This window comes from Fibrobacter sp. UWR3, assembly GCF_900143055.1.
GTDB lineage: Bacteria > Fibrobacterota > Fibrobacteria > Fibrobacterales > Fibrobacteraceae > Fibrobacter.
Genome location: NZ_FRCW01000002.1, coordinates 40327 through 63813, shown reverse-complemented (window position 1 = coordinate 63813; position 23487 = coordinate 40327). Strand labels below are relative to the sequence as shown.

Annotated in this window: 19 protein-coding genes and 1 pseudogene; 13 read left to right on the top strand and 7 right to left on the bottom strand. The window is 55.2% G+C overall.

Annotated elements, in window-relative coordinates; genetic code table 11:
• The first annotated feature begins 51 nt into the window (after positions 1-51).
• Positions 52-1698, top strand: a complete 1647-nt coding sequence (locus BUA44_RS02440) for a fibrobacter succinogenes major paralogous domain-containing protein (RefSeq protein ID WP_255370431.1) — start codon at positions 52-54, stop codon at positions 1696-1698.
• Positions 1699-1762: 64 nt separating this feature from the next.
• On the opposite strand, the gene BUA44_RS15535 is transcribed toward BUA44_RS02440, so the two are convergent.
• Positions 1763-2044, bottom strand: coding sequence for a hypothetical protein (locus BUA44_RS15535; protein WP_178348727.1), 282 nt, complete (start codon positions 2042-2044; stop codon positions 1763-1765).
• Positions 2045-2081: 37 nt separating this feature from the next.
• Here BUA44_RS15535 and BUA44_RS15530 point away from each other — a divergent pair, with 37 nt between their 5' ends.
• A complete protein-coding gene (locus tag BUA44_RS15530; protein WP_178348726.1) occupies positions 2082-2717 on the top strand; it encodes a fibrobacter succinogenes major paralogous domain-containing protein in 636 nt (211 codons plus the stop codon).
• On the opposite strand, the gene BUA44_RS02430 is transcribed toward BUA44_RS15530, so the two are convergent.
• The 3 genes from BUA44_RS02430 to BUA44_RS02420 form a co-directional block, all read right to left on the bottom strand.
• On the bottom strand, positions 2714-4054 hold the full coding sequence (locus BUA44_RS02430; RefSeq protein WP_072808160.1) for an MATE family efflux transporter: 1341 nt from the start codon (positions 4052-4054) through the stop codon (positions 2714-2716). The genes BUA44_RS15530 and BUA44_RS02430 overlap by 4 nt on opposite strands.
• Positions 4055-4182: 128 nt before the next feature.
• A complete protein-coding gene (locus BUA44_RS02425) occupies positions 4183-4695 on the bottom strand; it encodes an acyl-CoA thioesterase (RefSeq protein WP_072808157.1) in 513 nt (170 codons plus the stop codon).
• Entirely contained in the window at positions 4692-5942 is a 1251-nt protein-coding gene (locus BUA44_RS02420; RefSeq protein WP_072808154.1) for a DegT/DnrJ/EryC1/StrS family aminotransferase, read from the bottom strand. Before BUA44_RS02420 ends, BUA44_RS02425 begins: the two co-directional genes overlap by 4 nt.
• A 111-nt stretch (positions 5943-6053) precedes the next feature.
• On the opposite strand from BUA44_RS02420, the gene rpsT reads away from it, so the two are divergent.
• From rpsT to BUA44_RS02390, 6 genes and pseudogenes are all read left to right on the top strand, one after another.
• On the top strand, positions 6054-6314 hold the full coding sequence (gene rpsT, locus BUA44_RS02415) for a 30S ribosomal protein S20 (protein WP_072808151.1): 261 nt from the start codon (positions 6054-6056) through the stop codon (positions 6312-6314).
• A 199-nt stretch (positions 6315-6513) separates the two neighbouring features.
• Positions 6514-7077, top strand: a pseudogene (locus BUA44_RS16110) (ATP/GTP-binding protein); the annotation flags it as partial.
• Positions 7078-7480: 403 nt separating this feature from the next.
• Positions 7481-7897, top strand: a complete 417-nt coding sequence (locus tag BUA44_RS02405) for a roadblock/LC7 domain-containing protein (protein ID WP_072808144.1) — start codon at positions 7481-7483, stop codon at positions 7895-7897.
• Between the two features lie 11 nt (positions 7898-7908).
• A complete protein-coding gene (locus BUA44_RS02400; RefSeq protein ID WP_072808141.1) occupies positions 7909-8418 on the top strand; it encodes a hypothetical protein in 510 nt (169 codons plus the stop codon).
• A 4-nt stretch (positions 8419-8422) separates the two neighbouring features.
• On the top strand, positions 8423-11296 hold the full coding sequence (locus BUA44_RS02395) for a hypothetical protein (protein ID WP_072808138.1): 2874 nt from the start codon (positions 8423-8425) through the stop codon (positions 11294-11296).
• A 254-nt stretch (positions 11297-11550) separates the two neighbouring features.
• Positions 11551-13224: a BamA/TamA family outer membrane protein gene (locus BUA44_RS02390; RefSeq protein WP_143151834.1), complete on the top strand. Its 1674-nt coding sequence runs from the start codon at positions 11551-11553 to the stop codon at positions 13222-13224.
• 119 nt (positions 13225-13343) lie between these two features.
• Here BUA44_RS02390 and BUA44_RS02385 read toward each other — a convergent pair whose 3' ends face one another.
• A complete protein-coding gene (locus tag BUA44_RS02385) occupies positions 13344-14234 on the bottom strand; it encodes a KamA family radical SAM protein (RefSeq protein WP_255370430.1) in 891 nt (296 codons plus the stop codon).
• A 125-nt stretch (positions 14235-14359) separates the two neighbouring features.
• Here BUA44_RS02385 and efp point away from each other — a divergent pair, with 125 nt between their 5' ends.
• From efp to BUA44_RS02370, 3 genes are all read left to right on the top strand, one after another.
• Complete coding sequence (efp, locus tag BUA44_RS02380) at positions 14360-14944, top strand: elongation factor P (protein ID WP_072808129.1); 585 nt, start codon at positions 14360-14362, stop codon at positions 14942-14944.
• Between the two features lie 519 nt (positions 14945-15463).
• Positions 15464-17185 carry a fibrobacter succinogenes major paralogous domain-containing protein gene (locus tag BUA44_RS15855; protein ID WP_255370429.1) on the top strand — a complete coding sequence of 574 codons (1722 nt, stop codon included), beginning with the start codon at positions 15464-15466 and terminating at the stop codon, positions 17183-17185.
• A 111-nt stretch (positions 17186-17296) separates the two neighbouring features.
• Positions 17297-18877 carry a sialate O-acetylesterase gene (locus BUA44_RS02370; protein ID WP_072808123.1) on the top strand — a complete coding sequence of 527 codons (1581 nt, stop codon included), beginning with the start codon at positions 17297-17299 and terminating at the stop codon, positions 18875-18877.
• 19 nt (positions 18878-18896) lie between these two features.
• Here BUA44_RS02370 and BUA44_RS02365 read toward each other — a convergent pair whose 3' ends face one another.
• Both BUA44_RS02365 and BUA44_RS02360 read right to left on the bottom strand, forming a co-directional pair.
• Entirely contained in the window at positions 18897-19874 is a 978-nt protein-coding gene (locus tag BUA44_RS02365) for a hypothetical protein (RefSeq protein ID WP_072808120.1), read from the bottom strand.
• A 63-nt stretch (positions 19875-19937) separates the two neighbouring features.
• The gene (locus BUA44_RS02360) at positions 19938-20360 is read right to left on the bottom strand and encodes a hypothetical protein (protein WP_072808117.1); all 423 of its coding nucleotides are present in this window, start codon (positions 20358-20360) and stop codon (positions 19938-19940) included.
• Positions 20361-20513: 153 nt separating this feature from the next.
• Here BUA44_RS02360 and thiL point away from each other — a divergent pair, with 153 nt between their 5' ends.
• Complete coding sequence (gene thiL / locus BUA44_RS02355; RefSeq protein ID WP_072808113.1) at positions 20514-21497, top strand: thiamine-phosphate kinase; 984 nt, start codon at positions 20514-20516, stop codon at positions 21495-21497.
• Complete coding sequence (locus BUA44_RS02350; protein WP_255370428.1) at positions 21494-23428, top strand: GspE/PulE family protein; 1935 nt, start codon at positions 21494-21496, stop codon at positions 23426-23428. The genes thiL and BUA44_RS02350 overlap by 4 nt, the downstream gene beginning before the upstream one ends.
• Positions 23429-23487 lie beyond the last annotated feature (59 nt).

The following is a 23487-nucleotide window of genomic DNA, read 5'->3' as shown; positions in this document are numbered from 1 at the left end:
GCGTAAAAGGATATCTTATATTTTATGCAGATAATGGAAAAAGGAGGAAATATGACGAATTTGTGGTATCATCCTGGATTGCGGTCATCCTCGCCCGTTCGGCAAGCTCAGGACAGGCTCTGGCGAGGATCCATACATCTTGTACTTTCGCTTATCTTGGCTGCATTCTTTGTCGCCTGTAGCGACAACGATAGCGATGTTACGACCCCGCCTTCGGGCGATTCTTCATCGAGCGTGTGCAATGACTGCGAAGATGGTTCCTCGTCCAGCGTTACACCGCAGTCGAGCAGTTCCTCAAAGGTCCCTGAGCCTGTCGAAGGGTCCAGTAGCAGTACTATATCCAGCAGCAGTTCGGTCACTTTGGCAACGCCCTGCAAAACAGAGACAGAAGACAACTGCGAATACGGCGAATTAACTGACGACCGCGATGGCAAAAAATACAAGACGGTAAAGATTGGTGACCAGTGGTGGATGGCGGAGAACTTGAACTACGAAACTGGAAGTAGCGATTGCTTCAGTTATGGAAATCCCAATTGCGTCAAGTACGGGCGCCTTTATGCTTGGGGTGATGCAATGGATAGTGCAGGGACATGGAGCACGAACGGCAAGGGTTGTGGCCGTTTTGGGAAGGATTGCTCGCCGATTTATCCCGTGCGCGGGATATGCCCTAACGGTTGGCACCTGCCGGACACAACGGAATGGGGAACCTTACTTGCCGCGGTTGGCGGTAGAGAAATCGCTGGTAAAAAACTCAAGTCCATGTCTGGTTGGTATGATTACAAAGGTGAAAAAGGCGGCGGCACGGATGATTTTGGGTTCTCGGCGCTCCCTGCAGGCCTTTTGGGTGACGATGGGTATTACGACGAAGGCGAAGCCGCGTATTTCTGGAGTTCTGTACAGCGCAGGAGCCTTGATGCGTATGAAGTGTTCTTGTGCAACCAATGGGACAAGGCGGAAATGTCCAAGTTTACCGGCAGTAAGGACTATCCTGTTTCGGTCCGTTGTATCAAGGACGATGCTTCAAAGTCTTCGTCTAGCGTTACCCCGCAGTCAAGCAGTTCCTCAAAGGTCCCTGAGCCTGTCGAAGAGTCCAGCAGCAGTCTGGTGGAGCCGTCTTCGTCTAGTTCGGTCATTTTGGCGACTCCATGCAAAACCGATAGCACGGACACTTGCGAATACGGCGAGTTGGTGGATGTGCGCGATGGTCAGGCTTACAAGACAGTGAAAATTGGTGACCAGTGGTGGATGGCAGAGAATCTCAACTTCAGAACGGACTCTAGTTTTTGCTTCGACCATGAGGAACGCAATTGTACCATGTATGGTCGCCTCTACACTTGGGCTGCGGCGTCATCCGCTTGCCCTAGTGGCTGGCACTTGCCTAGTGTAACCGAATTCGAAAACCTGTTCACGGCGGTCGGGGGTTCTTCAACTGGAGGCTTGAAATTAAAGGCTACGTCCAGTTGGTATGATGGTGGCAACGGCACGGATGATTTCGGGTTTTCTGCAATCTCTACTGGCATCATGGACTACGATATGAATTACCACTTTCGTGAGGGCAATAACGCATTTTTTTGGAGTTCTTCTGAAAACGACCCCAACAATGCGTTGTTTATGAGCTTGCTTTACGACAAAGACATTGCGGACCTGAACAGCCACTTTAAGAGCTTCGGGGTTGCGGTCCGTTGCGTCAAGGATTAGGAGAAATTATGAAGAATTTGTGGTGTCATCCTGGATTGCGGTCATCCTCGCCCGTTCGGCAAGCTCAGGACAGGCTCCGGCGAGGATCCATGCATCTTGTATTTGCGCTTTTCTTGGCGCTTTTCTTTGTCGCCTGTGGCGACGACGATAGCAGTTTCGCGACTCGGCCTTCGGACGGGTCGTCGTCGAGCGTGTGCGAGGACTGCGATGACGGGTCTTCGTCCAGCGTCACACCGAAGTCGAGCAGTTCCTCAAAGGTCCCTGAGCCTGTCGAAGGGTCCAGTAGCAGTACTAAATCCAGCAGCAGTTCTGTGGAGTCTTCGTCTAGTTCACGAATAGGCTGCAAAACAGAAACGGAAGACAACTGCGAATACGGCGAGTTGGTGGATGACCGTGATGGTCAGACATACAAGACGGTAAAAATTGGTGACCAGTGGTGGATGGCGGAGAACTTGAATTACGCATATTTGCAACCAACAACTGAGCTGGATTCAAGTAGTTTTTGCTATAACGATTCTGCCGAGTATTGTGAAAGATATGGTCGGCTGTACATATGGAGTGCTGCAATGGATAGTGTTGCGGTATTTAGTGCAGATGGGGCTGAATGTGGCTATAAGAGTATTTGTTCATCGACATATCCCGTGCGAGGCGTTTGCCCCAAAGGCTGGCACCTGCCTAGTATAGGTGAATGGGACGATATGGTTGCTTATGTCGGTGGTGACTATTATGCGGGTCGAATGCTAAAGACCACTACAGAATGGTTTGTTTACGATGATAACATAGTTGGTATAGATGCCTATGCCTTTTCAGGATGGCCTTCGGGTAGAAGGGATAACTTTGATAAATTTGATGGGGTGGGGCGCTTTGCCTTTTATTGGAGTGCTTCTGAAGTCTTGGGAGATATTGCTATCTTGCGTACTGACGCATATAATATTGAATTGGGCTTTAATTATATGGGCGCGCAAAGGAGCGATTATTATAAAAGCGGTGCAATGTCTGTCCGCTGCGTAAGGGACTAAACCACGGCCTTGCTTTTCCAGCGGCCGCTGCGCCAGCGCCAGATGTTGGCAAACGAGCGGTAGAATTCGTCGCTCGCCATGCCGAGCCAGAGGCCGGGGAGGCCTAGCCCCACGACAAACGCGAGGATAAGCGAAGTCGCAAGCCCGAGCGTCCACATCATGCCGCTTCCGACAATTGCGGGGAACTTGGAATCGCCCGCGGCACGCAGCGATGTGGTGAGGATGAAGTTCACCGCCTTGAACGGCTGTACGGCCACGTCGCACCAGAGGCAAATCTTGCCGAGCCTGAGAACTTCGGGATTGTCGGTGTAGAGCCGTAGCAGGTGTTCGCCCAAAAGCGCGACGATTATCGAGAGCAAGAGCCCGCTTGTGATGCCCACGGCGAGCGTCTGGTAAACGCGGCGGTTCGCCTTCACAAAATCGTGCGCGCCCACGAGATGCGCCACGAGAATCTGGTTTCCGCTGCCGAGGCCAACCCCGAGAATCACGGAAAGGGCGGCGAAGTTACCCGCGAACACGCGGGCAGTCATCGCGGTGGTGCCCACGTACACGACCATCGCGGTGATGAATACCTGGAAAAGCTGGAAACTGATGGGCTCCGCGGCGGCGGGGAGGCCGATGCGGATCCAGTCGGGGAGGAGTATGCGGGAGCGCTTCCAGTCGCGGGCCCTGCTCTGGTGCTTTACCTTGAACTTGAGCACCATCCACAAGATGCCCGAAGATATCAGCCACGAGAGCGCTGTCGCGAGGGCCACGCCGTAAACACCCATCTTGGGAAGCCCGAAATACCCTTCGAGGAACACGACGTTCAGGCCGGCGTTACTCGCGATGGTGAGCGTGTTGCCCACGAGGTTCCATACGGTAAGGCCGTGCGTAGCGATGAGCGCGGTGAGGATTGTCTGCAATGCACGGAAGGCGAACCCGAACGAGACGACGCTCAGGAACATCATCGCGTATTTCGCGGGTTCCTCGGTGAGGCCCATCCATTGCGGGATATGGCCCGAAAGCGGGAAGATGACGAGCGTGAGCGCGACCCCGAGCAAGATGCTCCCGAAGAGGACCATCGTCTGCGTGCTGTTTGCGTGGCTATTCTGCTTTGCGCCGATGTACTGCGAGACGATGCTTGCGCCGGACTGCGCGAAGGCGTGGAGTGCGGTAAAGAGCGCCCCGAGAATCGGGAGCATGGCGCCGACGCCGGCGGCTGCAGTTTCGGAAGTGCGCGAGAGGAACCAGCTGTCCATCATGGGCTGGATCATGCCCACGGCGAACGTGAGGATAAGCGGCCAGGAAAGGCTTATCAGGGAGCGGTCTTTGACGTCTTTTTGGGGTCCGCGCATGGCACAATTTTAGAAATGGGAAGGGGCCCGCGAAAGAGCCCCGAACATAAATAATGGTTCCGCCTGTATACAGTTTAAAACGTCATCCTCGCTCACTGGAATGTCATCCTCGCGAAGGCGAGGATCTTTTACTGGAGTTTCTTCCCCAATTCAATCCTTGCTTCGCGGCGGACAAGCGCCTGTTCGTAGCGGCGGCGGGCTTCGTCGGAATCGGGTTCCACGGGGGCAGTGGCGGTGGGCCTGCCGTTGTCGTCGATGGCGACGAACGTGAAGTAGGCGTGCGCGACCGGGAGTTCGGCTCCGTTCTCGGGGTCGGTTTCGGTTATCTTGAGCCCGATTTCCATGGAGGTGTTGAACACGCGGTTCATGCTCGCGTGGATATTGAGGATGGTGCCGACCGCCGTCGGGCGGAAGAACCGCACGCCGTCGATGGAGACGGTGTTCACCTTGCGGCCTGCGTGCTTGAAGGCGACGATGCAGGCGGCTTCGTCCATGAGGCTCATCAGGTAGCCCCCGAAGGCGTTGTTCAGCGCGTTCGTGTCGACGGGGTGCACGATGGCGTGCGATTCCAGCGCGGACTCAGAGACCTTGCGGGGAGTCTTGTCGTTGGCGATTCCGGGTATCAGGCCTGTGTTTCTCATAGGACGGACCTCAGCTTGTTTATGATGAAATCTACATCGGTAAAGGCGCAGACGGGGAGGCTTACTGCCTTCTGGCTCGCCATGATGGCGTTCCTGTTTTCGCTGCCCTGTGCGAGCCCCCTGAAGCAGGGCTGTTTGTGCAGCGGCATGGGGTAGTGGATACAGTGCGGGATTCCCGCTTTGTCCAGCTTCTTGATAAATGCTTTGCGGTCGTCGGCCAGCACGGTGTACTGTGCGTAGGTGCTCGTGCATCCGTATTCGATTTTCTGCGGCACGACCTTTGCGCCGTCAATGTCGCCGGAAGCGCGAAGACCCGCATTGTATTCCGCAAAAAACTCGCCGTACTTGCGGGCATTCTCACGGCGCACCTTCAGTTCTTCTTCGAGGTGGCGGAGCTTGACCCGCAAGATGGCGGCCTGCAATGCGTCGAGCCTGCTGTTCATGCCCACGGTCTCGTGCAGGTAGCGTTCCCTGCTCCCGTGGTTCGCGATTTGCCGGATTTTTGCTTCCAACTTCGGGTCGCTGGTGAACAGCGCACCGCCGTCGCCGTAGCAACCCAGCGGCTTCGAGGGATAGAAACTCGTGATCGAGATGCTGCCGATGGTGCCGGCGCGCCAGGGCTTGTTTGGGGATATGCCTTCCCACGGAGCGAATGTCGCCCCGAATGCCTGTGCTGCATCTTCTAAAAGCCAGAGGTCGTTCGCGACGGCGATTTCCCATAGCTCGTTGAAATCCGCAACTTGCCCGAACAGGTCCACGGCGATAATCCCGCGCGTCTTGGGGCCGATCAGCGCCTTTACGCTTTCCGGGTCGATCAGGAGCGTTTCGGGGTCGATGTCCGCGAAACGCGGTGTGCCGCCCAAAAAAGCGACGCATTCCGCCGGCGCAATGAACGTGAAGTCGGGTACGATGACCTCGTCCCCTGGTTTAATCCCGAGGGCCATGAGCGCGATGGTGAGGGCGTCGGTGCCGCTTGCGCATGCGATGGCCCTGGTTTCGGGTTCCGCGTGGTCTTTTCCCGTAAAATGTTTTTCCTTTCCGCCAAAAAAGCCTTGCTTTCCGGGTTTCGCGCCGTCACTTCCGGCGTCCGAATTCCCGGAATTGCAATAATCCGCAAGTTCCTTCTCGAGGGCTGCCACTTCCGGCCCGCCGATGTAGCATCCGCTGTCCAGAACGGCGCGTTCTGCGGTCTCGAGTTCTTCTCGATAGGCCTCTCTTTGCGCTGTCAGGTTCACGAATGGCATCATAATGGCTAAAATTTAGCAAATTCGCCCAATTTGGGGGCTTGACAAATTCCCATTCTTTACTATCTTTGTCCCTACAAAAAATTTTAAGTAGGTTTTACCCGGAGATATAAGGTGCCTCAACATCAATCTTGCAAAAAGCGTTTGCGTCAGGCCGAAAAGGCCAATGCCATGAACCGTGCTGCCCGCGCAGAAATTCGCGCAAGCCTCAAGGTCATCCGTACTGCTACCTCTAAGGATGCCGCCCTTGCCGAAATGCCGAAGCTTTTCCGTCTGTTGGACGTTGCTGCCAACAAGAGCCGCGCTGGCTTCAATGCGAACCGTGCCGCCAACTACAAGGCCAAGGTCGCAAAGCTCGTTAACGGCTTCGCCTAATCGTTAGGCAAACGGCTTAGTCCGGTTTAATACCGGTGCATACCCCTGCACCGGTGTTTTGTGTTTTTTGAGATGTGCATAAATATGTGATGAACTTCTCAAAAGTGGCGAAAATTCCGAAAAAACGCCCTTTTTGACAATATCGCTAAATCATTGATTGATAATTTACTAGATTACGGACAAGTATCAAGGATTAGAAATGTCTTCAATCAATTTTGCAACACGCGAAATCAGTTGTAAGGTGGTGTATTACGGACCGGGTCTTAGTGGCAAGACCACGAACCTGCAGGTAATCCACCAGAAGATGCCTTCGGACAAGCGCACGGACATGGTGTCGTTGGCTACCGAAGGTGACCGCACGCTGTTTTTTGACTTCCTTCCGCTGAATCTTGGTGATATTAAAGGCTTCAAGACCCGTTTCCAGTTATACACGGTCCCCGGCCAGGTTTATTACAACAGTACACGAAAGCTCGTGCTCCGCGGTGTAGACGGTATCGTGTTTGTCGCTGACTCGCAGCGCTCCCGCCAGGCCGAAAACCTCGAAAGCCTCCAGAACCTGCGCCAGAACCTGCAGGACTACGGCATGGACCTCGACGATATGCCGTTCGTGCTCCAGTACAACAAGCGCGATATGGAGAACGTGTTCACCCTCGAAGAGATGAACGCGGAACTCAACCCGCGCAACGTGCCGTTCTTCCCGGCTACGGCCCACAACGGCAAGGGCGTGGTTACGACCCTCAAGACTATAGCGATGCTCGTGATTGAAAAGTTCAACGTGAAGCAAGGGTTCCTCCGCAAGGCGGCCGAAAGCGTGAACAACACGGGCGTGCACGACGTGAACCTCACCAAGGAAGGCGTTTCCGTATCGCAGGCGGCACCTGCACAGCCCGCCGCTCCCGCCGCTCCCGCGGCAGCGACCCCGTTCAAGATGCCCTCGTTCGCAGCCAAGCCCCCTGTCGGCGCAATGCCGTCTAGCGGTGGCAGTCCGTTCCAGAAACCGGTGTCGTCCCCGTTTGGCAGGCCCCGTGCCGTGCCGCAACCCCCGCGCATGCCGACGTTTGGCCGCGTAGTGGACAAGGGCAATGCGGAGGTGTCGGACGATGAAATCGAACTGCGCCCGTACGTGCCGAAAAAGAAGTAGTTTACGACTATCGTAGCAGGTTTGAATGAGTGATTTTACGATTTATTCTGATGACGTAGGTAAGGTTCGCAGGCTCATGCTCGCTTACCAGGCGAGCGTCAAGGCTGACTATATCGTACTCTGCCATCGTGATGGTTCCATTATCGCCGAAGTTGGCTCTCTCGGTATCGATGCGACTCCGCTTGCCGTGCTCAGCACCGCGTCATTCGACTCTGCAAAGCAGGTCGGACTTATGCTTGGCGGCGAAACGTTCCAGTCCGTATCCTATTCGGGCGAAAACCGCTCCATCTACATTTCCCCGGTCGACGAGGCGCTACTGCTGGTGCAGGTCTTCCCGGGCTCCAGGCTCCCGAACCGCATCGACGACTTCAACCGCCTGTTGGTCGAAAAACTTGTGGATGCCGTTCCCGCGTTCACGCAGAACACGAGTAAACTCAGGTAGGAGCCCTTCCCGTGGCAGGCCTTCCGCCACTTCGCAACTTGAGAAAGACGACCGTCGTCGTGGCGCTTGTCTTTTTTGCTTTTTTCGTTCACCGGTTCGTCAACTTCTGGATGGAGGACTCCTCGTACCAGAATTTCTACGGAGCGGAACTTTCCCCTGCGCAGAGCGTGGTATGCCGTGACGTGGTGCGCGGCACTCCCTTCGGCGTAGATACTGTTTTTGAAGAAACGACGCGCCTGTATTTCTACTCCACGATCTCGAACGCCGTGAGCTATTCCGGCGATACGCTCCTGCATATCTGGTTCTGGGGCACGGATACCATCCAGAAGGTGCCCTGCATCCTGAAGACCGAGGAAACCCGCAAGGGCATGGATCCACGCGGACAGTCGCAGTCGACCCTTAGCGTGTGCCATACCGAAATCGCCCCCAAGTTGCTCAAGCCCGGAGAGTGGAGCGTTGACCTGGTTGCCGGGCGTAAGCTTTTATCTAGCAAGCAATTCCGGATAGAATCCGATAGGTAGCCTTATGTGGCGAATGCTTCTTGTGGGCGCCTTTGTGGCGGTAGAGGCCTTCGCTCTCGATATTGATTCGCTCCCGGTGTGGAACCCCGAGATTCTCGTGCGAGGTGTTGAGCCTGTTGCGCAGGATTCGGCGGGTACGCAGTCACACCTGGAGACGCACGGAATCAAGACCATGCAGGTGACGGTGGGCGACGGCGATACGCAGGTCGACCAGATGCTCAAGCTTTCCATAATGGGCTATGTGGGCGATAGCGTGTATATCGACGCATTGCTCAGCGACGTGGACCGCAAGGCGGGCGACCAGACCACGGCGACACTGCAGGAAGTGGACCAGGTGTATTTCCGCGCCACTTCGAGGCATTGGATGCTACACCTGGGTGACCTTACCTGGACTGACTTTGACCTGGGACTCATGTCGATAGAACGGAGTACACTGGGGGCAATGGTTGGGTTTAAGACAAATTTGTCTGAAGTGCGGGCGGCGGCAGGTACGGGTGAGGCAAACCGCATTGTGCGTACGTTCAACGGAGTGAGCGGACAGCGCGAAGGGTATGCGCTTAGCGGGTTCGGTGAATACATCTCGGTGGTTCCCGGTTCCGAATCCGTATGGCTGAATGGCGAAAAGTTGCAGAGGGGTACCGATTACGAGGTGAACTATGCGGGCGGCCTCCTGAATTTCAAGGGACTCCGCATGCCAGGTATCGAAGATGAAATCCGCGTGGAGTACGATGCTTACGATGAAGACCAAATCGAGAACCTGTATGCGGCTACGGGTAAGTTCCGACATCCGAATTTATACCTGGACGTATCGGGTTTCCGCCTGGAAAATGATGTGAGCCGCTTAAAGAAGGGCGTATGGACCGACGAAGACTATGCGCAGTTGAAAAATGATGACGGAAGTGAACTTGTTCGAGACGATTCGCTCGGGAGCCTATCCCGCCCGTCGAAGGTAGATGCGGCTGCAGCAAGATTGCGATTCCAGGGGAGGCACCGCTATTTTATTGACCTTGAACTGGCCATGTCGCGGCGTGATTCCAATACGGTTTCGGAAAACATCGGTGGGCCCGAGGGCCGCGCCTTCCGCTGGTTCTTGACAACGGATTCTTCTGCGGCGATGAAACGCTTCCCGGTGGCTTTTTCCGTGTATGGCAATTATGTCGAGAACGGCTTTGATGTTACAGGCTTCAAGGGGAGCGATGACGACTGGAGTTCGTACAAGTTAAAAGATGAGTGGGACCTGGACAGTTCCTTGCTTTCCCGCGGGAATTACAGGCACGATGAATTCGCGATGCGTGTCCGCTTGGGGCCGGAATGGTCGGGCAACTTGTCGTGGGGTTACCGCCAGGGCGATGACATGAACTGGAATTCCTCGCGCATAAAGGGAACGCTGCTTCACAAGCAAGAAAACCGCGTGGGGGAAATTTCCCTCGTGCATGTGCAGAGCGAGGCGGAGGCGGAGCGCCGGCGTTTCCAGGGCATGTTCTCCGAGAAGTGGATCCGCGGCCTGGTGCAGCCCCTTGTCGGGGCGGATATCCGCTATACCGAACGTGATAGCGCATCGCTTGACGATGCTGAACTTTCGCTACGGGGCAATGTGGGTACCGTGCTTGCCGCAAGTTCCTGGAATGTGCGCGAGGTTGTCGAAGTATGGAAAATAAGCCACGGCGGTGATTCCTACTTTGAGCCCGGAGAAGAAACTTTCGACGACTGGGTCGATTCCCTGAGGCAGATAAGGTGGACGCAGTCGGCGGAAATGCACTTCAAGGATTTTGATCTTTCGCACTTTTTGCAGTACGAGCACCGCGACCTGGAGGCTTCGGGCGAGGAACACGCCTGGGCGGGCGACCTGAACGCAAAATTCGGCAACGAGCGTACCGGAATACAAGGGAATGTTTCGTACAAACTGGGGCTTACCGAGGAACAGACCTACACGGCGATATACAAGGCGGTGGCGAAGGGCACGGGCGATGTGCGGTACGACAGTTTGACGGGCGCGTTTATCGAGGGCGTGGACAACGGCGACTTCGTGTACGAGGGCATGGGCCGTAACGATTCCATCGGGGCGGTGCTTGCTTCGAACGCGAGTTTTAACGCGAGTCTCGAGTGGTCTCCCGGTCGTGCGTTCGGCATTGATTACGGAATCCTTCGCGATATAAAGCTAGGCGGTACGCTCAGCCTGGTTACCGAAGATACGTCGGGCAAGATAATCTACTTCCCGATGGTATTGCCGTCTACGCTCAGTGATTTTTCTTCGGGTTCCATACAGTGGACGGGCAATGTGGAATGGGCGCACCCTTCGGGAGCGACGCTCGCGTACAAGCCTTCTGCCGCGTTTGACAAGAAGCTTTCGTTTATCGAATACTACGAGTCGGTTTTCCATCACGAAATTGTGGGCGGATTCAGGATAAACGATAACCATTATGTGGGGGCGGAAGCGTTTACGGAAAACGTGGAACTGCAGGCGTTGCAGGACTTGGAATGGAATATCAAGAGTGTCGCCGGCCGTTACCGTTTCAGTTTCTTGGATGGATTCAGTATTGAACCTGGTGGCCGCTACCGTTACGGCTCCGGCGAAGAAATTGCTGGCAATGAATTTGACGCGTATCTCTGGGAGGCGAGCCTGCGGTTCGGCTATACGAGAACCAAGTTGTTCGACGGATTTGCGCGATTCTCGACGGTGCGGGTAGAAACCGACGATAATATCCCATACCAGATGATGTCGGGCTACAGCGCGGGCATGACGTACCGCCTGGAGGCTTCGGCGCAGTTGTCGGTGAACCAGAACATTTCTTTTGGACTGCATTATGTTTTGCGCTTCGGTGATGCGGAAGAGAATATTTTCCAGAAACTTTCGATGGAAGCGAGGGCGATGTTTTGATAATTGATGATTGATGATGGATGATTGATAATTGATGATGGATGATGGATGATGGATGATGGATGATGGATGATGGAGAATGAATGATGTGTAATGTGGAATGTGAAGTGTGGGGTGTGTCATCCTGAGCGGAGCAACGTAGTTGCGGAGTCGATATACGAAACTAGTCAACTTGTTGACTTAGTTGAGTTAGGTTCGAAGGAGCAGGATCTAGTTGAAAAGTGATTGAAGGAAATTGTAGTTTAGGATATGGTATGAGACAGTTGATGGTATGCATATTGCTCTTGGCGGCCTTCGCATTTGCGAAGGGCGAGGGCGCGTGTACCGTCGACAGCATTGCATGGAAGGGCGAACATACCGCTTTTGACGAGACACTGATGAAGGGCGCCCTCGGGCAGCCTTGCGACGCGTGGAAGGCTGCCGCCGCCAAGCTTACGCGCTACTACGAGGACCAGGGGTTCATCGCGGCGCACGTGCGGGGCGAAGTCCGGCACGTGGCTGTGGGTGCGGATTCGGAAGAAATTTCGGGTTTAGGGACGCCCGCGGGTTCAGAGGTAATTGCGGGTTCGGGAATGCCTGCGGATTCGGGTGATGTTGCGGGAACGAGCGTGCCCGCGGGTTCGGGCATTGTTGCGGGAACGAGCGTGCCCGCGGATTCGGGTGTTGCTGCGGGCTCGGAATCGCCCGCGGGCGAATTGCGCGAAAGGAATGTGCTGGAAATTGAAATCCAGCGGGGCGCGGGTTACGTGTGGGCTCCGCCCGAGAATCTCGATTCCAGCGGGACAAAACGCGAGGTGTTCGCGAAACTCTCCGGCATCGAGGCGGGAGAGGCTGTGTCTCTCACGGACCTGGAACGCAGCGAGCGCAGGCTTTCGCGCATCGGGTACTACAACCGCACGGCTCCTACGCGCCTCTTCCGCGACCCCGCAAGAAACAGGATTGTACCCGTGTTCAGTATGCGAAAGGCGAACGTGTCGGAAGCGGAAGGCGTGCTGACCTATTCCAGCGAGGACAACGTGTGGGAAGGCAAGCTGGACGTGAACTTGTACAACATCGCGGGAACTGCGCGCGACCTGCAGTTGGAAGGCTTTACGGGCGAAAATACGCGGCACCTTTCGGGCAGCTACAAGGAGCCCTGGATTCTAGGGACCGCCTGGAACGTAGTGGTGCGCGGGAACTTTGACGAAGAGACGCTTGATGCACCCGCAGACGGCATGAACGGCGGTACAGCCGATGCTGGCGACATTGCCGATGTCGCCGACACGTCCGGTGCTACGCAGGAAACGGTCGAGAGGGTTATCGTGGGCGAGGCGGGAATCACGCGCGATATCGGGTTCGATTTCAGCATCGGCGTGTTCTTCGGTATAAGCGAAGACGACAAGCACACTTCTTTTGAAATGTCTTACGTGTCGCTTGACCGGTTTGTATTACCCCGCAGTGGTTGGCGAATGGATGCTTCTGCCACATGGAAGATGGCCCGGCCCGATTCGCTCGACAACTACCTCGCGGCGAAGGCGAACGTAATGGCGTATTACCCGCTGTACGGCAACTTCATTGCGCGCTTTGCCGGCATGGCGGGCGGAATTTTCCCGAGTGGGGCGACGCTCCGGCGCAGCGATTTGTTTGCGCTTGGCGGCCCGGGCGATTTCAAGGGAATGCAGTACCGCATGCTCCGCAGTCGCGCCTACGGGCTTTCGGAATTTGCCCTCCTGTGGCAGGACGGTTATGACCTGAGCATCGAGGCGTTCTACCAGCCGGGACTGTACCGCAGGCTCGCACCCGGCCACGGCTGGGCACGCGAGCAGGGCTACGGCATCGGGTTTACGCAGTACCGCAACAACTGGAGTGTGAACCTGTATTATGCGCTCCGCAACGGCTGCGATTATCTCGACGGTATCATCGGCTTCGGCGTCAAGACGCTGTTCTAGATGGAATTCGTCATGCTCGCGACACATTCCTTCGTCATGCTCGCGAAGGCGAGCATCTTTTAAACCCGCGCGTTTCTCGCGAACCTTTCCTTCGTCATGCTCGCGAAGGCGAGCATCTTTTACACAGGCGTCTTGCTCTTTTCGCCCGCAATTTCTCTCACCAGCTTCGGCACGAGGTAGCCGGGCAGGCGCTTGCGGATTTCTTCAATAAGCGCACGTGCGTTCTCGTCGCTCACTTCAAAATGCGCGACGCCGTTTGCGTGGTCCAGCTGGTGCAGGTAGTAGGGGAGTACTCCCTGCGTGAACAGTTTGCGGCTTAGTTTCTCGAGAGTCTCGGCGCTGTCATTTATTCCCATCAAAAGCACGCTCTGGTTCAGGAGTGTCCAGCCGGAATACTTCAGTTGCCCGAAAATCATCTGCGATTCCTCGTCGAGTTCGTCCGGGTGGTCTACGTGTGCCGTAAGCACGCAGTCAAAGCGCGCGGGCAGTTCGCGTAGCAGTTCGAAGTGCTGCATCGCCACATCGGGCCGCATTACGGGGAGTCGCGTGTGGATGCGCAGTGTGGTGACAGAACCGTGCATGGCTATCGCCTCCACCAGGTCGCGGAATTCACCGGGCCCCAGCATGAGCGGGTCGCCTCCCGAAAGTATGACTTCCCAGATGTCGCTGTGCATGTCGAGCCAGTCGCTCACCTGCCGTGCCACATCGGGAATGTTCTGGAAGGGGTAGTTCTTGCGGAAACAGAACCGGCAACGCGCACCGCAGGTGGCGGTCGAGACAATCAATGCCCTCCGGTCGTATTTCTGGATGACGCAGTCCGCCTTGCCCGCGGGCAGGTCGCCTACCGGGTCGTCCACGAATCCGGCGACATTCTCGCGCTCGGCGATATGCGGCAATATTTCGCGCAAAAGCGCCTCGGGCTCAGTGGCCTTCCTGATTAGGTCGGCATAGTGCCTCGAACACAAAAACGGGAACTTGGGGCTATGGTCCAATTCGCCTTGCGGGGTCACATTTGCGATTGTAGCCGCGCATTCCGGGCCCAGATATTCTAAAAAAGCGGAAATTTGCGTGAAAACTTTTGTGGCATCGTCCATTATATTGCTAAATTTAGCATCAAAATCAACAAGAGGATAATATGGGTACTGTAAGCACCAACGAATTCCGCAAGAAACTCAAGATCATGGTTGACGGTCAGCCGTACGAAATCATCGAGAACCAGTTCGTGAAGCCGGGCAAGGGCCAGGCATTCAACCGCGTTCGCATCAAGAACCTGGTTACTGGTCGTACTCTCGAACGTACTTGGAAGAGCGGCGACACTGTCGAAGAAGCCGACGTGACCTACACCGAAATGACTTACCTCTACAACGACGGTTCCACCTGGTACTTCCTCGACAATACCACTCAGGAAACCATGGAAATCGCGAAGGAAGCCCTCAACGGCTGCGAAGTGTGGCTGCTTGACGGTGCTACCGTCGAGGTCACGTGGTGGAAGGACCCGAAGACGGGGTCTACGCTCCCCATCGAAGTCATCCCGCCGACCTTTGTCGACCTGATGATCGTGGAAGCTCCTCCGGCAGTGCAGGGCAACACCAGCGGTAACGTGATGCGTGAAGCCACTCTCGAAACTGGCGCCAAGGTGATGATCCCGCTGTTCATCGAGAACAACACCAAGATCCGCGTGGATACCCGCGACGGTTCTTACCTCGAACGCGCCAAATAAGACCGCTCGTTCGTCGTTTTGTCATGCCCGCGAAGGCGGGCATCTCCCTTTCGCCTGCGCGAAAATGACGCTTTGTCACCCCCGACTCGTTCGGGGGTCTTTTTTTTATTGCTAGAATGCTTGAAAATGCAAAAGTGGCGGTGAAATGGAAGAAAAATTGCTGTTTTCACCGCCGAAAATTATTTTGTATGTATAAAAATGGAGCGATAGACGCTGATTGATGCCTCTGTTGGCGGTGAAATTGGGTGAAAATAAAGAAAAACACCGCCACATGTTGCCTTTGTTGACCAAAAACGAGAGAAATAGTGCAGATAAACTAACAAAACGGCGGTGAAAATGATAAAAAAATCTTGATTTCACCGCCAGAATGAAAAAATTCTATTATTTAACGAACCATAATTTGGAGGAAATATGCTTAGAATGTCATTGCACAAGTGCATGACACGGCGGCTCAGCCATGCCAGTCTTGTAAACAGACTGTCGCGGCATTCGCCTTGTATGTCATTGCGAGGGAACATAGTGACCGCGGCAATCTCTTTCCTGCTTCTTGTTCTTGTCGCCTGCGGTGACGACGACAGCGATTTCGCGACTCGTCCTTCGGACGATTCGTCTTCGAGTGTCACACCGAAGTCGAGCAGTTCTTCAAAGGTTCCTGAGCCTGCCGAAGGGTCCAGTAGCAGTACTAAGTCTAGCAGCCGCTCGGAATATACAAGGGTGCCATGTGATGTCGAAACAGATGAGAACTGCTTTGAAGACGCTCGCGACGGCCAGACCTACAAGACCGTAAAGATCGGCGATCAGGTATGGATGGCGGAGAACCTCAACTACAAAACGGACTCCAGTTTCTGCTACAACGATTCTGTCGAATATTGTGAGAAGTACGGTCGCCTTTACACCTGGGCGGTAGCCATGGACAGCGCAGGGACGTGGAGCGCAAACGGCATGGGTTGCGGATACAACAAGACATGCTCGCCGACCTACCCAGTGCGTGGCGTATGTCCCAGCGGCTGGCATTTGCCCGACACAACAGAATGGAATACCCTGTTCAACGCAGTCGGCGGTTCATCGATTGCCGGAACAAAACTCAAGTTCATGTCCGGGTGGTATAATAGTGGCAACGGCACGGATGATTTCGGGTTCTCGGCGCCCCCTGCTGGCTACAGGCACTACTATGGGTATTACAACTACGAGGGCCGCGGCGCGTACTTCTGGAGTTCTACGGAGTTCAATAGCAATGGCGCGTATTACATGGGCTTGTACTACAGCTACGACCCTGCGGACCTGAACATCGACGGTAAAAACTACGGGTTCTCGGTTCGTTGCCTCAAGGACTATGATGACGAGTCTTCGTCCAGCGTCAAGAACGAATCCTCCTCTTCCGTCACTCTGAGTTCTTCGTCCTCTGACATAAGCGTTGTTGAAGAATCTAGTAGTAGCGAAGATTCGTCGAATTCATCTTCCAGCGATAGTGAGAAATCCAGTAGCAGCGCTGGAGAGGCAGCTTCTAGCAGTTCATCTGTTGAACTGAATTGTTCTGCGCTTTTAGAAGGAACAGACGGCTGGAGCTGGGATATTCCTAAGGAATGTCGCTTCAACCCAGACATCACCTACGGCACCATGGCCGACTCCCGTGACGGACAAACCTACAAGACCGTAAAGATTGGTGAGCAGACCTGGATGGCCGAAAACTTGAACTACGCCGACAGCACGAAGACCCCGAGCCTGTTGAAGCGCAGCTGGTGCTATAATAACAATGTTGAAAATTGTGCCGTGGCGGGACGCCTTTACACCTGGGCGGCGGCGATTGACTCGGTGAAACTTGCGACCGATGCAGACAATCCGCAGGATTGCGGCTATGGCAAGATCTGTACGCTCCCGGCAAAGGTGCAGGGCATTTGCCCTGAAGGCTGGCACTTGCCGACACGAGCAGAATGGAACACCCTGTTTGCCGAAGTGGGTGGAGGCTTGACAGCGGGCAAGGTCCTCAAGTCGCAGACGGGTTGGTACAATAAAGGCAGTGGTACGGATGGCGTGGGCTTTTTCGCGCTGTCTGTCGGCTACAGGGACATCAATGGCATTTTCCGCGACGATGGCATCTACGCCAACTTTTGGAGTACCGTTGAGTTCAAAGACAACTTTGCCTACAGAATGTGCTTTTACTATGACGACGAGAGTGCGGGCCTGTACAACTTTAACAAGATCAACGGGGTTTCAGTTCGTTGCCTCCAGGACGATTCCTAACCCTTTCAAAAAGTTTACGCATTGACAATCTGTCTATGGAATAAGGGCGCTTCGGGCGCCTTTTTCACATTTTGGAGGCTAAATTTAGAGTGTTGTTTGAAAGGAGTATGTATGGGAATGTTTAAACAACTCTCACGGTTTGCGTCCGTGGCGTGTTTTGCCGCGGGCTTCTTTGCGTTCGGAACCGCGCCTGCTGGTGCCGCTCCGGACCCGAATTTCCACATCTACATCGCGTACGGCCAGTCCAACATGGGCGGCACGGCCAATGCCGAAAACGCCGACAAGGTCGAAAATCCGCGTTTCAAGATTTTCGCCTCGCAAAAGTGCAGCGGCAAGGGCCGCAACACCATCGGCGAGGTCTACCCGGCGGTGCCATCGCTCTTCAACTGCGGTAATACGATTTCCATCGCCGACTGGTTCGGGCGCACGATGGCCGACAGCATGCCGGACGTGACCATCGGGATTATCCCGGTCGCGGTAGGCGGCGCGAGCATCAAACTCTTCGACCAGGACCAATATGCGAGTTACCTCTCGACTGCCGAAAGCTGGCTCCAGAATTACGCGAAGGAATACGCGAGTGACGGCAACGTCACCAAGACGATTATCGATATCGCGAAGAAGGCGCAACAGGTGGGTGTCATCAAGGGGTTCATCTTCCACCAGGGCGAAACCGACGGCGGCTACCCGGACTGGCCGAAAATCGTGAAGAAGACCCGCGACGATATCCTCAAGGCGCTCGACATGAGTTCCGACACGGTGCCGTTCGTGGCAGGCGAACTCCTGCGTTCGGGCTGCTGCTATTCCGACCGCGTGTCTAAACTCCCGAACACGATGGATAATACCTATTACGCTTCTTCCGAAGGCCTTGACGGCAACGGCGTGGACCGCTACCACTTCGGTCACGATGCCTACGTGACATTTGGCAAGCGCTATGCAGAGCAGATGCTCAAGGCAATAAACCGCGCTCCGGTGGTTCCCGAACCGCAAAAGCCTTTCAAGGGTAAGCCGTTTGAAATTCCGGGCAAGATCGAGGCCGAAGACTTCGACATCCCGGGTGTCGGCTCGGGCAACGACTCCTACAAGGAAAACGATTCCGAAGACCACGGCGGCAGCAATTACCGCGAAGGTACGGGCGTCGATATTTACAAGAAGGCGACGGGCTACATCGTGGGCTACAACCAGGAAGGCGAATGGCTCGAATACAGCGTGAAAGTCAAGGAAGCGGGCGAGTACGCTTTCTTGGCGGCGGTTGCATCCGCAAACGAGACCTCAAACTTTCAGATGTCGCTTGACGGCAAGAACATCACGGACGTAATCTCTGTCCCGAAAAACGAAGGCGAGGACAACTACGACGATTATAGCAAGGTGCGCTCGACGGTGAACCTCCCTGCGGGCGAACACATATTGCGCTTTACGGTAACCGGTTCCTGGATGGATGTGGATTACTTTGTGTTCGGAGAAGACGAAATCGTTTGCGTTGACGGATGCACAGACTTTGTAAGGCCTGCGCTATCGCATGCGACCGGAACCGAAAGCTACCGCATGTTCGACATGAATGGCAACTATCTTGGAACGGTGCGGGCCTCTGGAATGCAGGAACTCCGTGCCAGCGCGAAAACCCTCGTGAAGACCGGCGGCACGTTCATCGCAAAATCCCGCGCAGGCTCCACGACAGTACGCGTGATGAAGTAATTAGCGTTCGCGCGCTCCGTTAGAGATCGAGCGATTTCCTGAACACCCGGGCGACTTCGTCCGGGTTGTCGCTTTTGAGCCAGGTGAGCGTCTCGGTGCCGCGGTAACTCCACGCGAAGATGTTGTCGATACCTGCGGCGCGACTCTCGGAAACAGCGATGGCGAGGTCGTTTTCGCGGCCCGCTTCAATCTGGTACGCCTTCACCCACATCTGCACGGCCTTGCCGTACTTGGCGGCGACTTCGGTCAGCTTGCGAGCAGTCTCGGCGTACTTTTCGCGCACCCATTCCTCGGTGGCGCCGCGTTCCCAGTACGGGTCACTGGCCACCTCGTCTACGCTCGCAAGGCCTGCGACGCGGCCCCAGTCATCGAGCCCCGCGGGAAACCACGGCGGGAGCATGCACACGCAGTTCCGCTTCCCGCGGGCGTGAACGTCCTCGGTCATTTCTTTCAAGAAGTCAATAAGGCTGTCTTCGCGGAATTTCTTCACGTCGTCGGTAAGTTCTGCGGGCATCTCGTACCCGAAACGCGCCTTGAACAGCGCGCAGCACTTTTCACACCTGCAGCTCCAGTTGCTAAGTCCGCCCTTCTCGAAATAGAAGTGCGGCTCGTCCCAGAAAATCGTGTCGACCTTCGTCGCGCAAACGGATTCAATCCACTTGTGCATGTAGGCGCGGAATTCCGGATGGTTCGGGCAGGCGGCCACCTTGGGCTTGCCGTCGAGCGCCACCTGGCACATGTCGTGGTTCCTTGCGGTGAGTTCCGAATACGCTTCGCCGCCAAATACGCGGCCCACTCCCCACGGGTTCACGTAGACCTTGAGGCCCATTCCGGCGCTCCCGTCCACGATGTCCTTCATCGTTCCGTAGTAATACTGCTGGTCTTCTTCGCTCCAGGTGTGGAGTACTGCGTTGAAACCCGCCGCCTTGATGTCGGCCATGTCGGCAAGTACGTGCTTGGGCGAGCGCACGCCAAAATAACTTACACCTTTAATCATGTGTAGAATTTAGTATTTAAAAATAAAGTGTGAAATAATTCATTTCACACTTCACATCTCACATTAATCATTCGCCCACTGCGGAGTGGGGGTCCTGCGGAGCACCTGCTCGAGCGTCTCGCGCCATTCGTCCTCGTCGAGCGGCCTGCGTACCCAGTAGAGGCTGCTGTCGTCGCTTTTCTGGATGGGCATGGAGTCCGGGACAATCTCCACAATCCACGATTCGGGGATGCTGCTGTGGAGCGTCTTGCTGAACGCGATGTTCACGTCAGTGGGGCGGTCGGCATGGTCGAAGATGATGAGGGACGGGGATTCGCCGACGATGAGCGCCGTTTCGAGGATTCCGGTGGCTTCTTCCACGGAATTGCAGGTGTACATCGTGCAGTCTTCCGCCATGTCGTTCTCGAGCAGCCAGCGGAGAGTCCACTGGCTCATCTTGTCGAGACTGCCGGGGGCGGACGGCGATATGAAGAAGATGTGTCCCATGGCCTAAAAGATAGGTATTTATTGCGGATTGTGGATAGATTTTTAGGGGTATTTTCAAAATTTATTTTTTACCCCACGAATATTGCCAACTTATCCACCATTTGTCGCCAAGATGTTTTTTGCGCGGTTCCAAGACTTATTTAAATTTGCGGTATGTCTGTTGATTTGGGTGAGTTCAAGTTTATCGATTCCGTGCTAAAAAAGTCGCTCCCGATGGGTGAATTTGCTCCCGAAAGGAGGGGCTGGCTCCCCGTGGGCGATGACTGCGCCATGTTCGACGGCTGGCTCGTGACGAAGGACCTTTCCGTGGAAGGGACGCATTTCCGCATGGACTGGTCGAGCCCTGAGCAGGCGGTAGAGAAGCATATCGTTTCTAACGTGTCGGACATTTCTTCGATGGGTGGCGTGCCCAGGTTTGCCGTTTGCGGGCTCTGCGTGAACAGGGGCTGGAGCGATGAGGTGCGTACCCGCGTGGGCAAGGCCCTTGCCGAAGGCTTCGCCAGGCGCGGAATAGCGCTGATTGGCGGTGATACGGTTGCGGGCGAATGCGGTATGTTCAGTACAACGTTGTTAGGAACTTGCGTGGGTGAAAAACCTCTGGTACGCTCCGGTGCAAGGCCGGGTGACGGCGTGTATGTCGCAGGCACCCTCGGCAAGTCCGCTGCTGGACTCTGGTTATTGTTGAACCACCCGGAAGCGCGCGATGAGTTCCCGACGCTGGTAAATTATCATCTCGCTCCCGTAATAGACGAACGCTGCGGGGCACGCCTTGTGGAACTTGGCGTCTCGGGTGCCTGCATGGACATAAGCGACGGGCTTTCCTCGGAACTGAACCACCTGGCAGGAGCGTCGCACGTGGGTATCGAGATTGACTGCGAAAAGTTGCCGGTAGACCCCGAAGTCTTGCGTATGGCAGAGCGCTATGGCCTTGACCCTCTTGATTTTGCGTTAAATGGTGGCGAAGAGTACGAACTCCTGTTCACCGAATCTTTCAAAAATGATATATTTCTTGAAAAAGGGGCCATCCCGGGCGGAGCCTACAGAATTGGGACTGTCGTAGAAGGTACGGAAGTCCGCATGCGGGGCTTGGACGGGAAGGTTTCGATTGTTAAAGCACAGGCTTGGTCACATTTATGATTAGTAACGTGAAAATGAACCTCGGTGAGTTGTTGCTCCGTCAGCGCGTGCTCGACGAAGACCAGCTGGCTCACGCTACATCCGAACACAAGCGTACCGGCATTCCCCTCGCGCGAATCCTTGTGCGCTTGGGCATGGTGTCGGAAGATACGCTCACGAGCATCCTTGGCGTGCAGATGCAGTCCACGACCAAGATGCGTATCGGCGAGATGCTCCTCGCGCAGGGCTACATCAAGCCCGAACAGCTGGAGAAGGCTCTCGAAACGCAGAAGTCGACGGGCAAGCGCCTGGGACGCACGCTCGTGGAACTGGGCTACATGCCCGAAGAGAGGCTTGTCGAGATTCTCTCGAGGCAGTTCGAAGTCCCGTACGTGAAACTCGAGAACTTCAATATCGACCCGGATGCCTACACGTACCTGCCCGAGGACATGTGCAAGCAGTACAAGATTGTACCGCTGTTCGTTTCGAAGAACGATGACGACCGCAAGGCCGTCCGCGAGGCCTTGACGCTTGCGATGACCGACCCCACGAACATGCGCGTCATCCAGATTGTGAAGTTCAAGGTCAAGATGGAAGTGGATGTCGTGATGGCATCCGAAGTCGACGTGCAGAAGACCATCGAACGAGTGTTTGCGGGTCACGGCCCGCAAGAGGAATCGCTTGCCGAACTTATCAGCGAAAGCAAGGATGGCGAAGAACTTGAGACCGTGGAACGCGGTCAGGGCGGCAGCGACGAACCGGAACTGACTGACGAAGAAGGCCGCGCGGTCGTGAAGATTGTGACGACGCTTATCCACGAAGCCATTGCGCGCCACGCATCTGATATTCACCTGGAACCGCAGGAGACCTTCCTCAAGCTGCGTTACCGTATTGACGGTGACCTGCAGGTGATGGCCCCGATTCCGGCGCGACTGATGCCGCAGATCCTTTCGCGTATCAAGCTCCTTTCCAAGATGGATATTGCTGAAAAGCGTAAACCTTTGGACGGACGTTTCACGGTGCGCTACAAGGGTTCCGAAGTTGACCTTCGTGTGAGCTCGTTCCCGATTTCTCTGCGTAAGCGCGGCGTGTGCGAAAAGATCGTTATGCGTATCTTGGACCCGAACTCGGGTCAGTTCCCGCTGAAGGACATGGGCTTCGACCCGCGCGTGTTCAAGCAGTTTATCGATGCGATTAATGCTCCTAACGGAATTGTGCTGGTGACCGGCCCGACGGGTTCCGGTAAGTCTACTACGCTTTATGCCTCCATTCGCGAGATTCTTGATTCCACGATTAACATTTCTACCATGGAAGACCCGGTGGAATTGAACATCGATGGCGTTAACCAAGGACAAATTAACAACGCCGCAGGCTTTACCTTCGCGGCGGGCATTCGCGCCCTGCTCCGTCAGGACCCGGATGTTATCATGATCGGTGAAATGCGTGACCAGGAGACGTCGTCCATGGCTATTGAAGCCGCATTGACGGGTCACTTGGTCTTCAGTACGTTGCATACAAACGATGCTGCTGGTTCGTTCCCGCGCTTGCTGGAAATGGGCCTGGAACCGTTCCTTGTTTCTACCGCTATCAAGGGCATTTTGGCCCAGCGTCTTGTGCGCCGCATTTGCAAGTACTGCAAGGAGCCGGTGGAAATTTCGGACTCCCTGCGCGAAGAACTGCACCTGTCTCCGGATATGCAGTTCTACCATGGCAAGGGCTGCGACAAGTGCGATGGCTCGGGCTACAAGGGCCGTTGCGGTATCTACGAGTTCCTCGTGCCGAACGAATCCGTACGTAACCTGGTTATCAAGCGCGCATCCGGCGACGAAATCAAGCGTTGCGCCATGAAGGAATGCGACATGATTACGCTGCGTATGGACGGTATCAATAAGGCGCTGCAGGGGCTTACGACTCTCGAACAGGCCGTGGGTGCTTCTGCACCGGATGATTGATAAATAATTCTGTTGAAGTACAGGGCACCGTAAGGTGCCCACGCAAATAATCCGCAGTA